A 22,948-nucleotide genomic window follows, 5' to 3' on the forward strand; every position below is an offset into this window, starting at 1 on the left:
CCTGATCGGGACTTTTTTATTTTTTAAAACAATAGAATTTTTATTGTTCTAAGGTTTCTCTGTTAGCTCTCTTTTCTTTGAATTGCTCCCATAAATATCCTCCTATCCAGTAGAATACGAAATTTATCAAGAAAATCATTAACCAGAATCCCATTGTGAAAACGGTTAAGAAAAGTAGAAAACCTAAATACTGTTGAAATTCAAACATGTTTTCCGGAATTATTTGTATACCCTACAAAAGTAATGGTAAAATTTGTGTTTGTCAATAGAAATAGAATTTATTTTTTCAACACTTTAAAACCACTTGCGCCATTTAAAATAAACTGCCATCAGAACAAGCAAAATAAACATAAAGCCTATAACCATGAAATAACCATATTTCCAATGAAGTTCAGGCATATTATCAAAATTCATCCCATAAACACCAACAATAAAAGTCAAAGGCATGAAAAACACTGAAACTACGGTCAATGTTTTCATAACTTCATTCATCTTATGATTTTGTGATGAGAAATAAAAATTTGAAGCACTCTCAAGCGAAATCAAATCATACTCAATTTGTTCTAGAAGTTCCATACTTTTTTGATGTAATCTTTCAAAAAAACTATAATTTTCCTTTTCAATTACATTAAAAACATCATCATCCTTAGTACTTTTAATAGTAAATAAAGAATCTCGTAACGGAATAATGGAACGCTTCAAAAAATTAAAATTATCTCTATGCTTTTCAATTTGTTCAAGAACTAAAGGTTTGGAGCTCGTTTTAGACAAATTTATCAATTCTTCTACTCTGTCCTCTTCCGTCTCGATAGTAATGTAAAAATTTTCCATTACGGCATCCAAAAGTAAATACAATAAATAATCAATTTTTTTATCCCTTACGATACCTGAACGCGTTCTAATTCTTTCCCTAATATGCAGAAAAAAATCGCTTCTTTTTTCTTGAAACGATGCTAAAATACCATCTTTTAGTAAAAAAGAAAGCTGTTCTACTTTAATATTATCAGAATTCGCAACTGGAAGAATCGATTTTATATTAAAAAAAAGAACTTCATGATGTTCGTCTATTTTTGTACGTTTTGAAGTATTAAGAATATCGCCAAGAATAAACTTATCAACTTGAAGAAAATCTCCTATTTGAACAATTTTTTCCAAATCAGTCAATCCGTGAATATTAAGCCAATTTTGCTTCGTTGAATCTACATTTTCAATTATCTGTTCAAATGTACCATGCGAACATTCTGTCAACTCCTCTGCATCATAAACAAACAATTGCATTTCTGTTGGTACATCTTTATGAATACCCGTATACTCAAGGTAAGTTGGAATAACTTTTCTACCTTTTTTATATTTTATTTTTCGCACTTTGCATTAATTTACGAGTAATATTACAAAAATCCTTTGGAAGTATTTATAAAAAAAACTGTCGAAAATTAATTCCGACAGCTTTTCTTCAATTAAAAATAACTAACCTATTTTTTAGTAACACGTATTGCAATTCTTCTGTTTTGGGCTCTGCCTTCCTCAGTATCGTTGGAAGCCACCGGATGCTGATCGCCGTAACCTTCGGCAACTATACGTTTGGCATCTATTCCTAATTTAACCAATTCATTCATTACCGAAGAAGCCCTGTCGCCGGATAATTTTAAATTTGCTTTTGGATCGCCCACATTATCTGTATAACCGCCTAATTTAATTTCAACCGAAGGATATGCTTTTAAAACTTCGGCAATATTTTTGAGTTGTTCCTGTGATTCCGGTTTTAATGTTGATTTACCTGTTTCAAACAGCAAACGGTCAAAATTAAACCAGGTAGTTTTATCAACAACTTTTGATTTATCGTTCAACCAAGTTACCAATTGGTTTTCAATACCTTTTTCAGGAGCATTTAATTCAACTCCGTTTGGCAGTTTGAATTTAAAAAAGTTTCCCAATGCTGAAGCGGCATCACCCATTGCATCTACTGCCCCGCTTGTGGCAGAATCCATTTCTGATGATGCTTTGCCAACAAGTGAATCAACAGCTTCTACACTCACATCTGATGATTCCATATCAGACTTATTACATCCTTTGGTAAAATAATACAATGCTAATAAAGCGGCACCTATAAGCAGCAAAGGAATCAGCCATTTAGGAAATCCACTGTCTCCTGAATGACCATCAGTCGTTCCGCCTGAAGCACTTCCAAAAGAACCTCCTGAAATCCCGGAAAATCCTAAAACACTTCCCAGGCCAGCCGGTGCGGCAGCTAGAATACTTTCTTTTTGTGAAGATAATAAACCGGTTAAACCTGATAAAGTTATACCTGATTTACCCAAATGCCCCAATAACAACGGTGCCGCCATTCCTAAAATAGATCCTGCAGAAGAACTTTTAATCCCGGAAACTCCTGCAATCAAATCAGTTATACTGCTAAGTTTTCCTCCAAATAATAAGCTCAACAAGCTTGAACCTATTCCGGAAGCTTCAGAATTACCTCCTGAGAGCAAGCCTCCTAAATTTGACAGAATACCACCAGAATCCGCTGAACTTTTGGTAATTAAATCCATCACACTCCCCATAGCGTTCGAATCTCCGGATTTGTTTAACAACCCTCCTAAAAGTGTTGGCAAAGCTGATGAAATAGCGTTGGAAACCCCACTTTCCGACTCTCCTAACGCGCCACTTGCCTGTGATAGTAACTCAGGCGTAATATACTCCTTTAATGAGTCCAATAAGTTTACTGACATAGTTTGTTAATTTATAAGTTACTCTAAATTAATGAATTATATTCAAAACAATAATTTTAAAAAGGTATTTTTTGGCACTAATTTTCTTATTAAGTTGTCAAATGCAGTAAAACCAACTAACTTAGCCTCATAATAATTTCACTTCAATTTTAATTAAAAAAGCAGGATGAAAACGCTAATCATCAACATCAAGGAACTTTTACAAGTAAGAGAGGAATCCATCAATAAGATTTCCGGAAAAGACATGGCAAACCTGCCTAAAATAGATAATGCCTATTTATTAATTGAAAATGATGTTATTACTGATTATGGCTCAATGGATAATTGTCCTACGATAAATACAGACAAAACAATAGATGCTTCAGGTAAAGTTGTTTTACCGGCTTGGTGCGACAGTCACACCCATTTAGTATATGCTGGAAATCGTGTACAGGAATTTGTTGATAGAATAAATGGATTATCCTATGAAGAAATAGCAAACCGTGGCGGTGGAATTTTAAACTCCGCGAAGCGGTTAAATGAAACATCTGAAGAACAGATTTACAAAGAATCAAAACTCCGGTTAGAGGAAGTAATGAAACAAGGTACTGGTGCCATTGAAATAAAATCAGGTTATGGTTTAACTGTTGATGGAGAACTAAAAATGCTTCGTGTGATTAAAAAGCTGGCTGAAAATTACCCAATAAAAATAAAATCAACTTTTTTAGGCGCACACGCTTTTCCATTGGAATACAAAGAAAACCATTCGGCATATATTGATTTGATTATTAATGAAATGCTGCCAAAAATAGCACAGGAAAATTTGGCCGATTATATCGATGCATTTTTAGAAACGGGTTATTTTTCAGTTGAAGAAACCGAAAGAATCATGGAAGCCGGTAAAAAATATGGTTTGCAGGCAAAAATCCATGTCAACCAATTTACAGCAATTAAGGGTATTGAAGCATGTGTAAAACACAATGCTTTATCTGTAGATCATCTTGAAATCGTTACAGATGAAGATATTGAAATGCTTAAAAATTCAATCACAATGCCGGTTGCTTTACCCAGCTGCTCTTATTTTATCAGTATTCCTTATACTCCTGCCCGTAAAATGCTGGAAGCCGGTTTACCTTTGGCTTTAGCCACCGATTACAATCCGGGGACTACTCCATCAGGCAACATGAATTTTGTGGTTGCCACAGCTTGTATTAAAATGAAAATGACGCCGGAAGAAGCTATTAATGCCGCAACTCTAAACGGCGCTTATGCAATGGGCATTTCTGATACACACGGCAGTATTACCAAAGGAAAAAAAGCAAACATCATTATAACAAAACCGGTTCACTCCTATTATCAATTGCCTTACGAATTCGGAAGTAATCTAATAGAAAATGTACTCATTGAAGGCAAACTGATTTAAGCAAAAAATTTTAACAAAAATACAACAGTTCCTATGCCAGAAAGTCAAATTTCTGGCATAATTTTTAGTACGTATTTTAGTATTAAATTATAGATTTATTGATACAAAATTACTTTCATACTCATAAAATTTTTAACCTTTTAATTAATACATCTATGAAAAAAAATTTCCGTACTGGAATTGCATTATTGATGCTTTCAGTTTTGGTTTCCTCCTGCAAAGAGCAAGTGGCTGAAAATTATGAAGAAGCTGTTGAAGCAACCGAAGCTGTTGATACTGCTTCTGCTGCCCAAAAAAGCATAGTCTCCTCTTCCGCTGCCAGGGAAGATTCCAAATCCAACAGGAAATTTATTCGAACGGCCGATATAAAATTTAAAGTTAAAGATGTAGCTAAATCGACGTATGTTATAGAAGACGCTACAAGTAAATTTGGCGGTTTTGTAACCTACACCGATTTAAAAAGTGACATTCTGGAAAAAGACGAAACCAAAGTAAGTCAGGACAGTACTTTAATAACTACTAAATATGCTGTAACCAATGAAATAACTATAAGAGTTCCAAACAGACAATTGGATACTGTAATAAAAACTATTGCCAAACAAATTGATTTTCTGGATTACAGAATCATTAAAGCCGATGATGTATCTTTAAAACTATTATCAAACCAATTGGCTCAAAAACGCGGTGAAACATCAGAAAAAAGGTTGGAAAAAGCAATTGATTCTAAAGGAAAGAAATTAGACAATGTTATAGAAGCCGAAGATAAACTGGATGCCAAAAAAGAAAATAAGGATCAGGCAAAACTGGAAAACTTAAGCCTGAATGACCAGGTAAATTTCAGTACCATCTCATTGTCCATCTATCAAAACCAGACTGTCAGACAGGAAATGATTCCTAATGAAAAAAGTATAAATGCTTACCGTCCCAACATTGGACTTCAAATTTGGGATAGCATAAAAACCGGTTGGTTTATGCTTGAAGCCATTATAGCCTTTGTTTTCCAATTGTGGGGAATAATTTTATTGGGCTTTCTAGGCTGGTTTGGCTATAAAAAGTTTCTGAAAAAATAAATAATGAATCCGCTTCTATAGCGGATTTTTTCATGTATTGATGCATCAAAGCCATTGATTTTGAGTAACTTTATACTATTTCCAACTAAATAGAAAAGTTATGAAACGAATATATTTTCTACTGATAATTGCTGTTTTGTTTATTTCCTGCAAAAAAGAAGCCTCACAAAATGAAAAAACAGTGATTGGCATGAACGGTATGAGTTGTGCGCCTCCGGTTGTAGATGCAGCCTGGTATACTTCTGATAATAAAGCGCCGTTATTTGAGGGAATGGATGTAATTAATTATAAAATCTCCACCAAAAATACCGAAGCTCAAAAATATTTTAATCAAGGTCTGGCATTGTCCTATGCATTCAATCATGCCGAAGCGGCGCGTTCCTTTTATTATGCTACTAAACTTGACCCTGAATGTGCCATGTGTTACTGGGGATTTGCGTATGTTTTAGGTCCAAATTACAATGCCGGAATGGAGCCTGATAATTATGAAAGAGCTTATAAAGCAATACAAACGGCATTAAAATTAAGTGATAAAGCTACAGAAAAGGAAAAAGCTTTAATTATAGCTCTGTCCAAACGATATATTGAAAAACCTATCGATGATAGAAAGAATCTGGATATTGCTTATTCAAAAGCTATGAAAGAAGTTAATACAAAGTTTCCTGAAGACATAGACATTAATGCTTTATACGCAGAATCCGTAATGGATTTACATCCGTGGGATTTATACGAAAAAAACGGAAAACCAAAGCCATGGACACCGGAAATTGTATTACTTTTTGAAAAGATTCTCAAAAAAGACCCTAAGCATATTGGAGCAAACCATTTTTACATTCATGCTGTTGAAGCTTCAAAAAATCCAGAACGAGGATATGCATCTGCCAAATTTTTTGATGATGGAAATGCTAAGTCATTTGGTCATTTAGTACATATGTCTTCACATATTTATATCAGGACCGGCGATTATCATAAAGGAACATTAGCTAATATTAATGCCTGTAAAATTGATAGTACTTATGTAACCTTGTGTCATGCACAAGGAGCTTATCCGCTGGCATATTACCCACATAATTATCATTTTATGGCAGGAACAGCTACACTAGAAGGAAATTCGAAATGGGCGATGTTAGGTGCTAACGAAACATCAAAATTGGTGCATCCTAAAAACATGATTTTACCTGGATTGGAAACACTGCAGCATTATTATGTAATTCCATATTTTGTTGCGGTGAAATTTGGTAAATGGGATGCTATTTTAGAAATGAAATTGGTTTCAGATACGCTGAAATATCCAAAAGCCATTTCGCATTATGCCAAAGGAATGGCCTATTTAGGTAAAAAGAATTTTATAATGGCCAAAGAAGAATCATTATTATTGGATGTTTTGGCTAATGACAGAGATTTGGAAAAAATGACCATTTGGCAAATCAATTCAATGAGTTCTATTGTAAATATTGCTGCTAAAGTCCTTAAAGCCGAAATCCTTGCTTCTGAAAGAAATTATTCGCAAAGTATTACTCTCTTACGGAAGACAGTAAAAATTGAAGACGGTTTAAATTACAATGAACCTCCTGATTGGTTTTTCTCTACCCGACATCATCTGGGAGCTGTTTTGATAGAAGCTGGAAAGTATAATGAAGCCATTGAAATATATGAAGAAGATTTAAAACAATTTCCTAAAAATAGCTGGGCATATCAGGGAATGAAATTGGCTTATGAAAAACTTAATAATAAAACCAAAGCAGCAGAAATGGATAAACTTATCGCTGATGCTTGGACAAATGCCGATGTGAAAATTACCACTTCAAGAATAAAATAAAAAATCGTCTCATGTATACATGAGACGATTTTACTATAATTAGATTCCTCTCTCGTATTTCAGACGAGATGGAATGACAATTAAACGTGTAACGCTCTTTTTCCGGTTGCGTCTAAAGCAGCTTCCTTGATAGCTTCTGCAAAGGTTGGGTGAGCATGTGACATTCTTGAAATATCTTCGGCACTAGCACGGAATTCCATAGCTGTTACCGCTTCGGCAATCAAATCGGCAGCACGGGCACCAATCATGTGAACACCTAAAACTTCATCAGTAGCAGCATCTGCTAAAATTTTAATGAAACCATCAGTATCAGCACTTGCACGGGCACGGCCTAACGCTTTGAATGGGAAATTACCCACTTTATAATTTTTACCTTCAGCTTTTAATTGCTCTTCAGTTTTACCAACAGCAGAAACTTCAGGCCATGTATAAACTACACCAGGAATTAAGTTATAATCGATGTGCGGTTTTTGACCTGCTAAATATTCAGCAACCAATACACCTTCTTCTTCAGCTTTGTGAGCTAACATAGCACCACGAACTACATCACCAATTGCATAAATGTTAGATGCCGAAGTTTGTAAATGATCGTTAACTTCTATTTGACCCCTATCGGTTAATTTAACACCTGCTTTTTCAGCATTTAATCCATCAGTATAAGGACGACGGCCTACAGCCACTAATGCGTAATCTCCTTCAAGAACCACTTCATTGCCTTTTGCATCGTCAGCTTTTACGATAACTTCATTTCCGTTACGGGTAACTTCTTTTACTTTGTGAGAAGTATAGAATTTCATGCCTTGTTTTTTCAAAACTTTAGTCAATTCTTTTGACAAAGCTCCGTCCATTCCCGGAATAATTCTGTCCATAAATTCAACTACAGATACTTTAGCTCCTAAACGTAAATATACCTGACCTAACTCTAAACCTATTACACCACCGCCAATGATGATTAAATGTTTAGGGACTTCTGTTAGTTTTAAAGCTTCGGTAGAAGTAATTACTCTTTCTTTATCAATTGAAATGAAAGGTAAAGATGATGGTTTTGAACCTGTAGCAATGATTGTATTTTTAGCTTCAATCTTTTCAACTGAACCATCTGCTTTAGTAATTGCAATTGAAGTAGCACTTTCAAAAGAACCCACACCATTATAAACGGTGATATTGTTTTTGTCCATTAAAAATTTAACTCCACCGCTTGTTTGATCAACAACTGCCTGCTTACGGTCAATCATCTTTTGAAGATTTACTTTTACTTCTCCCGAAACTTCAATTCCGTGATCAGCAAAATGCTGTAATTCTTCATAATGATGTGAAGAAGCCAACAAAGCTTTTGAAGGAATACATCCTACATTCAAACAAGTACCGCCAAGGGTTGCATATTTTTCAATAATAGCTGTTTTCATTCCTAACTGTGCACAACGAATAGCCGACACATAACCGCCAGGACCTGAACCTATTATCACTACGTCAAATGAACTCATATAATTTATTATTTTATATTTCTATTTTCAAATCAGCAAAATTAAGGAATTATGTGAATACACATTTAGTTTATTGAAAAAATAAAACACAAAATGGTTCAAAAATATTATTTTAAATCACTGGATCTATTTAGATTTTTCAAAAATGATTCTAACAAAAAAAGCCCTCTGAATAATCCAGACGGCTTTTTAATTTTTAATTTTCAATTAAATTTCTTCCTGACAAGTATAACCTTGTGTGCATGCAAAATAAATAACACAATAATCCGGTCCGGTTACTGATCCACTGCATGAACAGCCGCAAAGTGATAAATCAACTTTTGCTCCACCTTTAATTTGTTTTAATTTTTCATTTGAAAGCATTTCTGCTCCCTTAATGCTTAAAATTTTTGATTTCATGATTTTGTTTATTATGATTACTAAAAACATAAAAGTAATATTTTTCTTACAATTAAATTGTATGAAATATAATATTCACATTTAGTAAAACATTTTTTAGAATGAAAATCAATAATCAAATGACATGGATTACTTAATCCCAATCGGCCGCAACAAACTGAAGCTGTTTACCCTCTTCATTAACCAATACTAATTTATGAGCATTCTGGGTTGAAAACCCATTCATTGTAACTATTAAACGACTGAATTCGTCTTCAATTTTACCGGTCTGCTGACAATACATTTTAGTTGAAATAAAATCAGAGAATTTGATTTTATCTTTTGAATAAATTTCATACCTAAACCCTATAGTATTACAACCCATGTATGCACTACCCGCATTATCGGAACTTGTTAAATCTATATATGTGGCATATTTTACCAAAGTATCTCTGGAAAAATCTTCCATTGCTACAAGCATCCACTTTCTTTTTAAACTATTTGATAAGGGCTGTTTAGTTGTCACATTACATCCTACCAATACTGCAAACAGTAATAAAAAGATATAAAACCTTTTAGATATCATAGACAGTGGTACTTTTTACTTCGCCTATCATAAATGAGGAATGTGTACTTCCTATGTGCTTGATTGAAGTGAGCTTGGTAACCATAAACTCACGGTATTCTTCCATATTGGCTACACAAATTTTCAGGATATAATCATAATCGCCACTTACGTGGAAACATTCCAGTACTTCATTGAGCTGCATTACCGCTTTTTCAAAATCGGCTATAAACTCATGATTATGCTGTACTAATTTTACATGACAGAAAACAACATAGTTTTTATTGATTTTTGTACGGTCAACCAGAGCCACATATTTTTTTATAACTCCTTCTTTCTCCAGTTTTTTAATACGCTCATAAACCGCAGTAACTGACAAATTTAATTTCATTGAAAGTTCTTTGGTTGTTTGCTTGCTGTCGGTTTGCAGTAATTTTAAAAGTTTTTTATCAATTGCATCCATCACATAATAATTTTCTGCAAAAGTATTGCATTTTCATGTAAAACCGAAAAAAAAACTATTTTTAAACCTAAAAAAGAAAAAACAGAAGTATGTTTAAAAAATGAAATACAGTTCACAGACATTTACCGAACACCGTGCAGAAACATCCTGAATAAACTACAGATAAAAGAAAGACTGAAAAGAAAAAGATACTAAAAACCTAAATCACGCTCAATTTCTTCCATTTCAATCATGTCATGAGCTTCAAGAACCGTAGGAACTACATGTAATGAATGCGGTACATCGTTAAAGTCGATTCCGTCAGCAACGATAATTAAAGATTTTTTTGCTTTGGTGTGTTTTTTAGATAAATCTGTAAATGCTTTAATTGCATCAATATTCACAGATTTGTCATGTGTAATATCTAAAATAAGGTTTGAATTTTTAAAAGTATTATACTGTTCAGTAACCTTATTTAAAAACAAGTCAGAATTACCCTCTGTATCTTTAATAATTGTTGTATGTCCTTTTTGATCAACTTTCATTTTAAAATCTTCATTTATTCAACTTTGCTAAGTTAGTCATTGCAATAGAATTAAGAAATGATTTTATTATTTAATTTTTGAAGCCAACAAATAAATAACAGCCATACGGACAGCCACTCCATTTTCTACCTGATTCAATATAACCGATTGTTTCGAATCAGCCACATCACTTGTAATTTCCACACCTCTGTTTATAGGTCCGGGATGCATAATTACAATTTCTTTGTTTAATGAATCCAAGAGTTGTTTGTCAACTCCGTACTGCATTGCATACTCTCTCGTTGAAGGAAAATAACTTATATCCAATCGTTCATTCTGCACACGAAGCATATTGGCAACATCACACCATTCCAACGCTTTTCTTAAATTTGGCTCTACCTCTACTCCTAATTCATGGATATATCTTGGAATCAAGGTATTTGGTCCGCAAACTTTTACCTGAGCGCCTAATTTTTGCAATGAATATATATTTGAAAGCGCTACTCTTGAGTGTAAAATATCCCCAACAATAACCACTTTTTTTCCTGCAACATCACCTAATCTCTCTCTGATTGTGTAGGCATCAAGCAAAGCCTGTGTAGGATGTTCATGCGCACCATCACCTGCATTGACAATACTTGCATTTACATTTTTGGAAAGAAATACCGCCGCACCCGGAGAAGAATGCCTCATTACCACCATATCCACTTTCATCGACAGAATATTGTTTACAGTATCTATCAAGGTTTCGCCCTTAGTAACTGACGAACTCGATGCAGCAAAATTTACCACATCGGCAGAAAGTCTTTTTTGGGCCAATTCAAAGGAAAGTTTTGTTCTGGTACTGTTTTCGAAAAAGATGTTTGCAATGGTTATATCTCGTAAAGAGGGAACTTTTTTTATGGGACGGTTAATAACTTCTTTAAAATGGTCAGCGGTTTCAAAAATAAGTTGAATATCTTCTTCTGTAATGTATTTAATTCCTAGTAAATGATTTACGCTTAATTCCTTCATTTCATTTTGTTATTAATTCTACTGAATCTTCACCGGAAGTCTCCTTCCATTTCACCACTACTTTTTCGTTATTAATAGCATCTACCTGTCGTCCTCTGTAATCCGGCTGGATAGGCAAATGACGGCTGAATCTTCTATCTATCAAGACAAGCAGTTCAACTTCATTTGGACGTCCAAAAGACTGCAATGCCTGTAAAGCTGCGTTTATACTCCTTCCTGTATACAAAACATCATCGATAAAAATGACTTTTTTGTTTTCTACAAGGAAATCGATCTGGGTCTTGTTTGCCTCTAAAGTCTCTCCACGACGGAAGTCATCTCTGAAAAAAGTAATATCAAGAAAACCCATCTGAATATTTTTGATATTATATTCATCAGTCAGAATTTTCAGTAATCTTTTAGCTAAATAACTACCCCGGGGTTGAATACCAATAAGTACTGTTTGAGAAAAATCAAGATGATTTTCGATAAGCTGACAGGCCAAACGATGAAGTATAATGTTTACTTCTGTTGCGGTGAGCAAAGTTTTTTGACTCATTGTAGTTAGTTGTGTTTGGAGTGTAAAATTAAGGATTTTTTTGGATAAAAAAAGTCATTTTTATTTCAGTATAATCAACAGGTTTAACTTCAATAAAAAAAGAAGCCTCAATTTTATAATTGAGGCTTCATCTTATTTTTTGTAAAACAGATTCTGATCTATAATCCTGTCAAAATAATCTTTTATAAATGCTTTACAGCTTTCACCGGTTTCCAGCATTTCTTTATTAGTCTTGGAAATTAAGTTATGCTCCAAAGCTTTATCTTTTATGTCATAATATCCAACCACTTTTTTCCCATCAAAAGTACAGATGTAATTGCCGCTCTGGAACTGATACAGATTACTATTAAAGTTAACGGCAAAAGGCTGGATATTTTGATCACCAATCAAACTTCTGCCCCAGCTTCTGAACGGTTTATTGTAACCAATCATGTCCAATATTGTAGGATAAATATCAATCTGCTGTGCCAGTTCGTTTCTTTCACCTTTCAAACTGCCGTCTGGCTTATAAATTAAAATAGGCACTGCCTGGCGGTTGATTACCTTTTCATATTCAGGATAAGCTGTCAGGTTAGCATGATCGGCTGTAATCACGAAAATTGTATTCTTAAACCACGGCTGTTTTTTTGCTTCCTCAAAGAAACGTTTAAAAGCATAATCGGTATACCCTACACACTGATGCATTTTACTTGTTCCTTTAGGAAACTTTCCTTCATATTTTTTCGGAACAATATAAGGTTCATGCGATGATACTGTAAAAATGGTACTGAAAAATGGTTTTTGCTTTTTATCCAATTCCTGTTTCATAAACTGCATAAATGGTTCATCCCAAATTCCCCATACACCATCGTGTTCAGCATCATTATTAAATTCGGTTTTACCGTAATAATGGTCAAAACCTAAGATATTTCCAAAACCCAAAAAGCCCATAGAACCATTTGGTGCTCCATGAAAGAAAGAAGTATCATACCCCGTTTCTTTTAAACAGGAAACCAATGACTGTATTTTTTGTTTCGGATACGGCGAAGAGGTAAAAGCATCTCTAAACGAAGGAATCCCGGCCAATACTGATGACATTCCGTGTATTGATTTACTTCCGTTTGCATAAGCATTCGTAAAAATCAAACTTTCTTTTGCCAACTCATCTAAAAACGGTGTATATCCTTTATAATCTGGAATACCCGAGTTTTTATTCATACATCCCCAGTATTCTCTTCCTAAACTTTCGGTAATAATTAATACAATATTAGGTTTTGTTGCAGGATTATTTGTGTAATGCTTTATTGGCTGAATTTTAGTTTCAAGAACGCCAGGAGCAACTTCATAAGACATTTTTTTAAAACTTGTCTTACCAAAAGTTCTTATCAAAGCAAAAGGTGTATTCAAAACAACATCAGCGTGCTGCGGTTTAGTCGCATACCTGTTTGCGTCAACCAAATTTAATGGTCTTGTACTTTTCTTAAAATCACCACGTATACCACCTATAGATAAAATTAAAATAAGTAACAAACCTATTTTTGAAGTTAAAAAATACTTCACATTATGTTCAACTTTTCTTTCTTCTACCCTAACCAGTTTATATAACTTAATCCATAAAAATGCCAGAATAAAAAACAATACATAAACATGCCAGTAGCTTACAATAAATCTGAAAAACATGTTTCCTTTGTTAGACTCATGTTGCACAATATCCATAACTGCTATTGTTGTTCTTGAATAAATATATTTATAGTAAATAAAATCTATAAAGTTTGTTGCATACGCTATAAAGTTTAAAGCAAAATACACATAGAACAGAAACCGCTGGTATGTTTTTTTTGTGTTTATCCAAAAAGGCAAAACAGACAAAAGGATAAATAACCCGTTTACATATAATATAGATGTTGTATCGAATGTCAATCCATGATACGCTAATTTTAAATATTCAAAAACGGAATCAATTTTTAAAAGCTTGAAATTATATATAGTAAAAATCAATCTGGCTAATGAATAAAATACATACGCCAGTAAAATTCTGTAAATTAAAACCTTATACTCCTGAGTCCTAATATTTTTAATCATCGATAATCAAATTTATTGCGGCAAAAGTAGAGCATAAATCTATTTGATGTACATTTTTTTAAATTTTTATAACTTTTTTGTTAGCATATGAACGCTATCTTTGTACTACTAAATCGATATAGTTTATGGAAGAATGTATTTCAGTATTTGACATGTTAAAAATTGGTGTTGGCCCTTCAAGTTCCCATACACTTGGGCCTTGGCGTGCCGCAGAACGATTTTTAAACGAATTAAGAGATGAAAACATTCTTGAAAAAATCACTTCTGTTAAAGTTGATTTATACGGTTCATTGTCTTTAACCGGAATTGGACATGCAACTGATTTAGCCGTAATGCTGGGACTTAGCGGTCAAGATCCTGAATATATTCCTGTAAAGGATATTGACGGAATTATCAAATCCATCAAAACAAATCACAAATTAAATTTAGCAAATCAGCTATCAATTGATTTTGAAATTGAAAAAGACATTATTTTCAATAAAAACTTTCTCCCCTTTCATGCAAACGGATTAACCTTTACTGCTTTTTATGAGAACTCCAAATATGAATCCACATTCTATTCCATAGGTGGCGGGTTTGTTGTAAAAGAAGAAAGAACCAACGCGAAACAAAAAGAAGAAGTAAAAAAATCTTTTCCATATCCTATCAATCTCGCTTCTGAATTACTGGAATATTGCCAGAAAGAAAACCGTAAAATTTCTGAAATTGTATATGACAATGAAAAATCTATCCGTACAGAAGAGGAAATTCACAGCGAATTGTTACGTGTTTGGCATACCATGCTGGAATGTATGTATATAGGCTGTCACAGCGAAGGTATTTTACCTGGCGGTTTAAATGTACGCCGCCGTGCTTTTGACATGCATCAAAACCTAATTGGTCTGGCTAATTATTCAAATCCACAGGAGTGGCTGGAAACCATCAGAAAGACAGAAGTAAAATTCCGTCAGATTCTAAAATGGGTTTCATGTTTTGCCTTAGCTGTAAATGAAGTAAACGCATCTTTAGGCAGAGTAGTTACTGCTCCAACAAATGGAAGTGCCGGAGTAATTCCAGCGGTTTTAATGTATTATATGGTAATTGAAAATCATGATGCTGATGATAAACATGTAAAACAATTTTTAATGGTAGCCGGTGAAATTGGCTCTATTTTCAAAAAAGGAGCTACTATTTCTGCAGCAATGGGAGGATGTCAGGCTGAAATTGGTGTGTCATCAGCTATGGCAGCCGGGGCTTTATGTGAAGTAATGGGCGGCACTCCTGAGCAGGTTTTAATGGCTGCCGAAATTGCTATGGAACATCATTTGGGATTAACCTGTGATCCAATAGGTGGTCTGGTTCAAATTCCATGTATTGAAAGAAACACCATGGGTGCTATCAAAGCAATAAACGCAGCCGAATTAGCCCTTGAAACCGATCCTAAAAATGCGAAAGTACCGCTGGATAAAGTAGTCAACACTATGTGGCAGACTGCCAAGGATATGAACAACAAATACAAAGAAACTTCTGAAGGAGGTCTTGCGGTTGCCGTAAATATGGCAGACTGTTAATTTAACCGCCGGAGAAAGAATCTTAAAAATAAAAAAGAATGGCTTTAAATTAAGCCATTCTTTTTTTAACGTAATGCAGCCATTAGCATTTTAAAAATTTATCTGGAATAATTTGGAGCTTCTTTTGTAATTGTAACGTTATGAGGATGACTTTCCCCTATTCCACTAGCCGTAATTCTAATAAAACGGCCTGTAGCCTGCAAAGTTTCAATATCTTTTGAACCACAGTAACCCATTCCGGCTCTTAAACCGCCTATAAACTGAAGCATACTTTCGTTCAGCTCCCCTTTATAAGGCACACGTCCTACAATTCCTTCCGGAACTAATTTTTTCACATCGTCTTCAACATCCTGGAAATAACGGTCTTTTGAGCCTTCTTTCATAGCTTCAACAGATCCCATTCCTCTATATGATTTGAATTTTCTTCCTTCAAAAATAATGGTTTCACCCGGTGATTCTTTTGTTCCTGCCAATAATGAACCCAGCATCACACAATCAGCACCCGCAGCAATAGCTTTAGGAATATCTCCTGTATAACGGATACCTCCATCAGCAATAACCGGTACTCCAGTTCCTCTTAAAGCGGCAGCTACTTCCAATACAGCTGAAAATTGCGGGAATCCAACACCGGCAACCACGCGGGTAGTACAAATCGAACCAGGTCCGATTCCAACTTTAACTGCATCGGCACCGTTTTGAGCCAGATACAAAGCTGCTTCGGGAGTTGCGATATTTCCTACCACAACATCAAGTTCAGGGAATTTTGCTTTAACCTGTTTCAACACATCCACCACACCTTTAGTATGTCCGTGTGCAGTATCAATAATTACAGCATCAACTCCTGCATTTACAAGAGCTTCTGCCCTTTCTACAGCATCCGCAGTAACACCTAAAGCAGCAGCTACTCTTAAACGGCCGAATTTATCTTTATTTGCATTAGGCTTTTGAGTCAGCTTAGTGATATCTCTAAAAGTAATTAATCCGATTAATTTATAATCAGCATCAACTACCGGAAGTTTTTCAATTTTATTTCCCTGCAGAATTTCTTCAGCCTTATCCAAAGTTGTTCCTTCAGGAGCAGTAACAAGATTTTGCGATGTCATTACTTCAGTAATTGCTCTTTGATTGTCTTTTTCAAATCGCAAATCACGATTAGTCACAATACCTTTCAATACACCATTTTCATCAACTACAGGAATCCCGCCTATACCATATTCCTGCATTGCTTTTTTAGCATCAGCAACTATAGCAGTTAAAGGTAAAGTTACAGGGTCAATTATCATTCCGCTTTCAGCACGTTTTACTTTACGTACTTCAGCAGCTTGCTTTTTAATGGACATATTTTTGTGCAAAACGCCTATCCCTCCTTCCTGTGCCATTGCAATAGCCATTGCACTCTCGGTTACAGTATCCATTGCGGCAGATACAATAGGAACATTCAAAGTAATGTTTTTTGAGAATCTCGTTTTGATGCTTACTTCTCTGGGAAGAATTTCAGAGTAATTCGGGATGAGCAATACATCGTCATAAGTTAGCCCTTCACCGATAATCTTAGTTGTGTGTGCGTTCATTTGCAATTTGTAATTAAATTGCGTGCAAATGTAATAAATTTAGCTCACTTAATAAAACCTACAGACTAAATAATGAACGCCCTAACGCTATTTTTAACAGAAACTTTACTAATTTCCATAGCAATTGTCCTTTTACACCGGTTTAAAGATTATTTTGGTATAGGATTACTCTTAATTTTTTTGGGTTCCGTTCAATTCATACAAACAATTTTAACCACAACAGTATATAATGAAATTTTCAAGGATATTGTAATTTCACCCGGATCAGCTGTTTTGTATACCTCTACACTTTGCTGTATTTTATTGATATTCCATACAGAAGGAGTTACAAAAACAAGAACTGCTATCTTTGGTTTATTATTTTCAAATGTATTGCTGGCTTTTTTATCTGCTATAACAGTGAGGCAGCTGGGAATTGACTCTCATTCATTACAAACCGACAGCTTAAAGGAAATATTCAGTTTTGATGTCACTTTATTTTTAGTGGGTGCAATACTAATGTTTATTGACTTTTTTGTTTTAATAATAATTTATCAGTTTGTCAATTTTAAATTGAGTAAAATTCCGTCATTTTTTAAAATCTACCTTCCTCTCTCCTCCGTAGCATTATTTGACTCGGTAGTTTTCTACAGCATCAATTTTATAAGCCTTGACAATGAAGCCAATCTGCTGAATTCAAATATAATAGCCAAACAAATAGCAGTATTGATCTTCAGTCTTATAATTTATATGTATTTACGTTATTCCAAACTGGAGAATGTAAAAGAAATGCCTCAGAGTTTTAATGCTGTTGCTTCAATATTCTCTTTTTATGAAGAAAAAAACAAAAGCTGAATTTCTTTTAAAAAACAAATTCCAAAGTAGTGTAAAACACCCTTGGTTCTGAAGGAATTATTCCAGGCCCCGGATACCCTGTTGCTCTTCGCGTAAAATACCAGTTATTCGTTACGTTATTAACTCCGGCTTCCAGTTTGAATCTTTTCCATTTATACGAAGCTGAAAAATCCATCACATAGTAGGCTGGAATTTCTCCGAAAATACCATAAGTGTTATCATCAGCATCCGTTGGTCTGTTATAAGCATCTGTAAACTGTGACGTAACATAAGTCAATTGCGTACTTGTCAGGAAGTTTTTATAGCCAAGCCCCATACCTATTTTAGCATTGCATAAAGGCACAAATTCCACTTTGTTACCTTCAACATTTGGACGGTCTGACTTAAGATATTTAGATTCTGTCAGAGATATATTGGAAAATACTTCCCATGCTAAGTTTTCATTTCCTTTTAAAAATGTTCTTTGAAGATTCCAATTCAAAATAGATTCTACTCCATAAGTGATTCCTGTTCCCACATTATCCCGTAAACGCACTGTGGTATTTGTACCATCAGGATTTCGAGCTTCAAATTCACCAATTTTATCATCATAGTATAATGCAAAGCCACTTATATCGAATGCGACAGCATCTACTATTCGACCGCGTACACCAATATCTGAACTGTAACCTTTTTCATCCGTAATATTCTCGTCAATAGCCTGACCAGCACTTGCCGTTCTGATATCATTAAACGTAACCGAACGGTAGTTTTGTGAAACGTTTCCATAAAATTCAATACCATTTTGCGGTTTATAACTTAAACCTATCCCCAGCAAAAGAAAATTTCTCTCCTTCACATTGTTTTCAGCATAAGTTTCATCCAAAATAACATTTCCGGCCAAGTCCCTGTTAATTCTTCTGTAGCTTCCGTTTGCCTGTGTTTTTATAATCTCATAACGGAATCCCGGAGTAATAGAAAATTTATCAGAAACTCTAAAAATATTCTCTCCAAAAAAAGCTATATTCAGATTAGGAAATTTATACGAGGATTGTGTTGGATAAAACGGAAATTCATCAGTTGCCAACTCAAAATCAGGCCCATTACCTGAACTTCCCGGTCCCTGAAGCCCTGAATTGTCTGATTGGTAATATTTGGCACCAATTAGAAAAGCATTGCTTTTAGTTAAGAAATCATATTTTTTCAAATACCTGGCTTCAGCTCCCCAGTTCACAAATTCACCAATAATCAAATCCCTTTCTGTACCTTGAATATCTTGATTAGAAACACGGTTGGACCTATACCCTAAAGCTTTTCTGGAAGCATTCAATCCAAATAACTGAAGAGAAAAATCGGCATTATCTTCAAATTTATGCTTAAAACGTAAAGCGAACAAATTCCAATTAATATCAAACCAGTTTCTGGAACGGTTACTTTGCGCAGGATCTTGATTAAACATATAATCCGTTAGACCTCCGGCCTGTTTTGCCAGATAATCGAAATAAGTATAATCAAAATGCAATGACGTTTTTGGTGTAAACTGGTAATTCAGATTGGCAAAAAAAGTTTTAGCATCAAAATTTGAATTCGGGCGGAAACCATCACCTCTTTTAAAATTGTAAAAAGAATAATAACTGAATTTACCTTTGGTACCGCTCAAACTCGTGAAGTTGGAGAAAAAATCATAGGTAGCCCCAGTAAATCGGGTAGTTACTTCCATTTCCTTCTGAACAGGTTTTTTCAGTTTAAAATTAACCATTCCACCAAACTGTGTTCCATATTGCAGTGAAGCCGCACCGCGCACAATCTGGATTTCTTCCAAAGCTTCCGTAGGGGTGGCATAATAACTTTCGGGATAGCCTAAAACATCGGCACTGATATCATAATCGTTTTGACGGGTATTAAAATTTGAGGTTCTATTAGGATCCAAACCACGGCCACCTATGGAAAGCTGCAAACCACCGTCATTACTTTCATTGATAGTCAACCCAACTACCTGTGAAAAAATCTGACGCGCATTGTTTGTTGCTTTATTCGCAGTCAATTTATTAACCTGAACAACTTCGGTTTTTTTTCCTGCATATATAGCGGTTTCCTCTATATCTTTCAGTTTTCGGATAGCCGTAAATCGCTCGCGTTGTCTTGTAATGACCACTTCAGAAAGATTTTTTAATTTTTCTAGTATTACTGTATAACTGCTTTCAGCGGACACAAAAGACTTTTCGAAAATCTGATAATCATCTTTATAAAAAACCAAATCATGAGATCTATTATCATTAATTTGAATTACAAATTCACCTTGTTTATCAGTAAAAACTTTAAGACCCGTCGTTTTGTCGAATATTTCAACATATTCAAGACGCAAACCGCCCGAGGAAACAACATTACCTTTAATTACCTGCGCAAAACTGTTAAAAGTCAGTAAAAATAAAACTGCAAAAAAACTATAATCCTTTAATTTCATCTGTAAATGGGAGTATCCACGTTTTGTGTTTGAATGATTCTTTTTCTTTAGCCAAATCGACATCAGGGTTTATATATCTTTGGCTTAAACGTCCGTTGAGAGCTACATAACTGTCCACGCGTACTTCTGGATCAGTTACGCCGGCTTTTTTATAATAATCTCTTAAAAAATGAGCATATTCTAAAATAAAATCAGGTTGAAAAGACATTTGCTTTTCCTGAAATGGTGTCAAAAACTGACTGTTTTCAACCATAATTGTTTGTTTCGTTACAGAATCAGTCACTTTAAACTGGGTATAACCTGATTTTTCCATCAACATTACTCTCCAGGAAAAACGGAAACCTTCTTCCGTCCAAAATAATTCACCCGGATACAATAAATATCTAAAAGGAAATGCCAATTGAATAACGAGAAACAAAACAATAAAACTCAACTTAAGCTTATGGCTCAAAGTGAATTCATATAATAATGCCTTTCCATTTTCAAAGACTTTGAAATCAATTTTCAATACATTCCCTATCCAGAAAAGTATCTTTTTATGAAAATCCGAAGAAAAGAAAATCAGTGTACTGATAATCATCACATAAGGAAAAACACCTATAGGAAAAAGCATTTTGGTAAATACATGAAAAAAAACGACTAAGAAAAATCCAAGGATTCTTGTTCGTTTATAAAGCAACAGAAAAGGTATGGTTAAATCATATACTGCACCACACCAGCTAAAAGCATAATGTATCCAGCTTTCATTAAAAAAACTACCCACAATTGGCATTCCTGAATTCATAGGCAGCCACATCTTTAAAGGCATCGCTTCTATCAACCAATCTGAATTAAGTTTTGCCAATCCGGCATAAAAATAAACAACACCTAAAATTAATTTTACAGCATCGACCGACCAAACAGGAATACGCTGATAATTTCGAGTAGAATTTTTATAAGCATCAACCGAAAATGAAGCATTTGCGGGAAGAAAAATAAGCAGAAAAGCTACTATTGAAATAAAATAATAATGATTCAGATACGTCGTTTTATCCATCAGTTCTATATAGGTAAAACTCAGAAAAAAAGTAACAGCAGCAATTCTGTATTTGTATCCTACAGCTAACAAAAGTGCTGATAAACCACAAACAGCAAACAACAAATAAGTATAATTGCCTAAGGGTTTTATCCATTCAAAACCATAATATGTAAAATGAAACTGAGGTTTAATATAAAACTTTTCGATCCATCCAAAAGAGGCAAACCGAATCACACTAAAAAACATCATTAAACCAAACGCCAGCCTAAAAAAAGCCAGCGTTGCAGATTCGGTTGTAGTATTTAAATAATTTTTAAAACGTAGCAACATAATTAATCACCATCAGCATCGACATAATCAACAGTAATATTTAAAGCAGGCATCATGTCTGTTTTAAAATATATTACATTCCATTGCAATTGATCAAATGCAGTGATCATTTTAGAATTATCTGAAAAAATCTGTTCAGAAAAACTATCATTTAATTGTGCAGTAGTTGTAAAAATTGCAGCAAATTTAGCGTTAATAATATCACTCAGTTTTTGACCATCTTTCACAACATTAAGATGATCCAAATATTCTTTAAGACCTGCACCTGTAGTTGAAGAAGCGAAATGCTTACCATTAAAGAAATTTTGGGTTGCAGTTATCCCTTCATTTAATAATAATTTCGATATATCATTCTTGTAATATGCTTCTACTTTATTTGAATAAGTGGTACCACTTGAATAAACTCCGGCAGGAATACCCACTTTTCCGGCACGCACGTTTTTTTCGTAATTCTTCACGAAAACATTTACCATCTTATTTACTGAACTGGTCACAGAATTTCCATTACTTGCGATAAAGTTATTTCTATAAGTATTTTTCCAATCGTTTGTGATTAGGTCTGAAGTATCCTTCAATTTAGTGACTAAATCTATCAGATATTGTTTGTATTTTACAGCATTTACATTAGTAGTATAAAACGCTGTTATAGCCTCGTCATCAGCTCCAAGTCCGTTGATCATATAATCTACTGCCGGAAAACCTTGCTTGTCAATTTGCGTTAATGAAGCTAAATTATAACCTCCATTAGCAATATTATTCTCAATTTCAACAGCATTCGTAGGATAAACATTAGTGAAACTCACAAAACTGATTTCTTCGGCTTTACCTATTTCATATAACGAAACATGTTGAAAAGCTTTATAAGCATCCAACCATGCTGTTCTTACTTCGGTAAGTGCATCAACAGTAGGAGCATTTGTAAACGATTCTACTTTGGATTTTAAAATGCCGGCTTTAGCCTGATAATTTTCAAATGATGGAATAATAATATTATCAGACCAGTTAGTCAGTAAATTAGTTCTATTATAATTATCTCCGGTTGTATCTGAGCTTTCACCTCCGGAACAAGCAATAATTATAAGTAAGAGACCTATTAATAAAAGTATTTTTTTCATTTTTTGAAAATTTTTGCAAAGTTACAAAAAAGCAGAGAAAGTATTCCCTGCTTTTTATCAT

20 protein-coding genes are annotated in these 22,948 nt (G+C 34.3%); 5 read left to right on the forward strand and 15 right to left on the reverse strand.

The annotated features are described in order from the left end of the window. Positions 1-40: 40 nt before the first annotated feature. The 3 genes from EZM65_RS15510 to EZM65_RS07655 all read right to left on the reverse strand — a co-directional run bounded on the left by EZM65_RS15510 (position 41) and on the right by EZM65_RS07655 (position 2,729). A complete protein-coding gene (locus tag EZM65_RS15510) occupies positions 41-208 on the reverse strand; it encodes a hypothetical protein (RefSeq protein WP_169051671.1) in 168 nt (55 codons plus the stop codon). 86 nt (positions 209-294) lie between these two features. Further along, positions 295-1,365: a magnesium/cobalt transporter CorA gene (gene corA / locus EZM65_RS07650; protein ID WP_136667964.1), complete on the reverse strand. Its 1,071-nt coding sequence runs from the start codon at positions 1,363-1,365 to the stop codon at positions 295-297. 107 nt (positions 1,366-1,472) lie between these two features. Next, positions 1,473-2,729 (reverse strand): OmpA family protein, encoded by a 1,257-nt coding sequence (locus tag EZM65_RS07655; protein WP_169051672.1) that lies wholly within the window; start codon positions 2,727-2,729, stop codon positions 1,473-1,475. 166 nt (positions 2,730-2,895) lie between these two features. On the opposite strand from EZM65_RS07655, the gene hutI reads away from it, so the two are divergent. The 3 genes from hutI (at position 2,896) to EZM65_RS07670 (ending at position 7,020) form a co-directional block, all read left to right on the forward strand. Then, the gene (gene hutI / locus EZM65_RS07660; RefSeq protein ID WP_136667965.1) at positions 2,896-4,131 is read left to right on the forward strand and encodes an imidazolonepropionase; all 1,236 of its coding nucleotides are present in this window, start codon (positions 2,896-2,898) and stop codon (positions 4,129-4,131) included. Positions 4,132-4,286: 155 nt separating this feature from the next. Next, entirely contained in the window at positions 4,287-5,201 is a 915-nt protein-coding gene (locus EZM65_RS07665) for a DUF4349 domain-containing protein (RefSeq protein WP_136667966.1), read from the forward strand. Between the two features lie 100 nt (positions 5,202-5,301). Next, the gene (locus EZM65_RS07670) at positions 5,302-7,020 is read left to right on the forward strand and encodes a hypothetical protein (protein WP_136667967.1); all 1,719 of its coding nucleotides are present in this window, start codon (positions 5,302-5,304) and stop codon (positions 7,018-7,020) included. Positions 7,021-7,100: 80 nt separating this feature from the next. Here the strand turns inward: EZM65_RS07670 and lpdA are convergent, their stop codons facing one another. From lpdA to EZM65_RS07710, 8 genes are all read right to left on the reverse strand, one after another. After that, positions 7,101-8,504, reverse strand: coding sequence for a dihydrolipoyl dehydrogenase (lpdA, locus tag EZM65_RS07675; protein WP_136667968.1), 1,404 nt, complete (start codon positions 8,502-8,504; stop codon positions 7,101-7,103). A 207-nt stretch (positions 8,505-8,711) separates the two neighbouring features. Beyond that, entirely contained in the window at positions 8,712-8,903 is a 192-nt protein-coding gene (locus EZM65_RS07680; RefSeq protein WP_136667969.1) for a hypothetical protein, read from the reverse strand. Between the two features lie 133 nt (positions 8,904-9,036). Next, positions 9,037-9,468 (reverse strand): META domain-containing protein, encoded by a 432-nt coding sequence (locus EZM65_RS07685; RefSeq protein ID WP_136667970.1) that lies wholly within the window; start codon positions 9,466-9,468, stop codon positions 9,037-9,039. Then, positions 9,458-9,910, reverse strand: a complete 453-nt coding sequence (locus EZM65_RS07690) for an Lrp/AsnC family transcriptional regulator (protein ID WP_136667971.1) — start codon at positions 9,908-9,910, stop codon at positions 9,458-9,460. Before EZM65_RS07690 ends, EZM65_RS07685 begins: the two co-directional genes overlap by 11 nt. 191 nt (positions 9,911-10,101) lie before the next feature. Then, the gene (locus tag EZM65_RS07695) at positions 10,102-10,434 is read right to left on the reverse strand and encodes a ribonuclease Z (protein WP_136667972.1); all 333 of its coding nucleotides are present in this window, start codon (positions 10,432-10,434) and stop codon (positions 10,102-10,104) included. A gap of 66 nt (positions 10,435-10,500) precedes the next feature. Continuing rightward, on the reverse strand, positions 10,501-11,427 hold the full coding sequence (locus tag EZM65_RS07700; protein WP_136667973.1) for an aspartate carbamoyltransferase catalytic subunit: 927 nt from the start codon (positions 11,425-11,427) through the stop codon (positions 10,501-10,503). Position 11,428: 1 nt separating this feature from the next. Then, positions 11,429-11,965 (reverse strand): bifunctional pyr operon transcriptional regulator/uracil phosphoribosyltransferase PyrR, encoded by a 537-nt coding sequence (gene pyrR / locus EZM65_RS07705; protein ID WP_136667974.1) that lies wholly within the window; start codon positions 11,963-11,965, stop codon positions 11,429-11,431. Positions 11,966-12,097: 132 nt separating this feature from the next. Next, positions 12,098-14,026, reverse strand: a complete 1,929-nt coding sequence (locus tag EZM65_RS07710) for an LTA synthase family protein (RefSeq protein ID WP_136667975.1) — start codon at positions 14,024-14,026, stop codon at positions 12,098-12,100. 125 nt (positions 14,027-14,151) lie between these two features. Here EZM65_RS07710 and EZM65_RS07715 point away from each other — a divergent pair, with 125 nt between their 5' ends. Continuing rightward, positions 14,152-15,576 carry an L-serine ammonia-lyase gene (locus EZM65_RS07715; protein ID WP_136667976.1) on the forward strand — a complete coding sequence of 475 codons (1,425 nt, stop codon included), beginning with the start codon at positions 14,152-14,154 and terminating at the stop codon, positions 15,574-15,576. A gap of 98 nt (positions 15,577-15,674) precedes the next feature. On the opposite strand, the gene guaB is transcribed toward EZM65_RS07715, so the two are convergent. After that, positions 15,675-17,147, reverse strand: a complete 1,473-nt coding sequence (gene guaB, locus EZM65_RS07720) for an IMP dehydrogenase (RefSeq protein ID WP_136667977.1) — start codon at positions 17,145-17,147, stop codon at positions 15,675-15,677. Between the two features lie 72 nt (positions 17,148-17,219). Between guaB and EZM65_RS07725 the strand changes: the two genes are divergently transcribed. Further along, the gene (locus tag EZM65_RS07725) at positions 17,220-17,981 is read left to right on the forward strand and encodes a hypothetical protein (RefSeq protein ID WP_136667978.1); all 762 of its coding nucleotides are present in this window, start codon (positions 17,220-17,222) and stop codon (positions 17,979-17,981) included. Positions 17,982-17,988: 7 nt separating this feature from the next. Here the strand turns inward: EZM65_RS07725 and EZM65_RS07730 are convergent, their stop codons facing one another. The 3 genes from EZM65_RS07730 to EZM65_RS07740 are packed head-to-tail and all read right to left on the reverse strand — an operon-like array spanning position 17,989 to position 22,887. After that, positions 17,989-20,424, reverse strand: a complete 2,436-nt coding sequence (locus tag EZM65_RS07730; protein ID WP_136667979.1) for a TonB-dependent receptor — start codon at positions 20,422-20,424, stop codon at positions 17,989-17,991. After that, entirely contained in the window at positions 20,405-21,772 is a 1,368-nt protein-coding gene (locus EZM65_RS07735; protein ID WP_136667980.1) for an HTTM domain-containing protein, read from the reverse strand. Before EZM65_RS07735 ends, EZM65_RS07730 begins: the two co-directional genes overlap by 20 nt. A 2-nt stretch (positions 21,773-21,774) precedes the next feature. Then, positions 21,775-22,887, reverse strand: coding sequence for an imelysin family protein (locus tag EZM65_RS07740; RefSeq protein ID WP_136667981.1), 1,113 nt, complete (start codon positions 22,885-22,887; stop codon positions 21,775-21,777). Positions 22,888-22,948: the final 61 nt, after the last annotated feature.

This window comes from Flavobacterium sp. H122 (genome assembly GCF_004959765.1).
In the GTDB taxonomy this organism is placed as follows: domain Bacteria; phylum Bacteroidota; class Bacteroidia; order Flavobacteriales; family Flavobacteriaceae; genus Flavobacterium.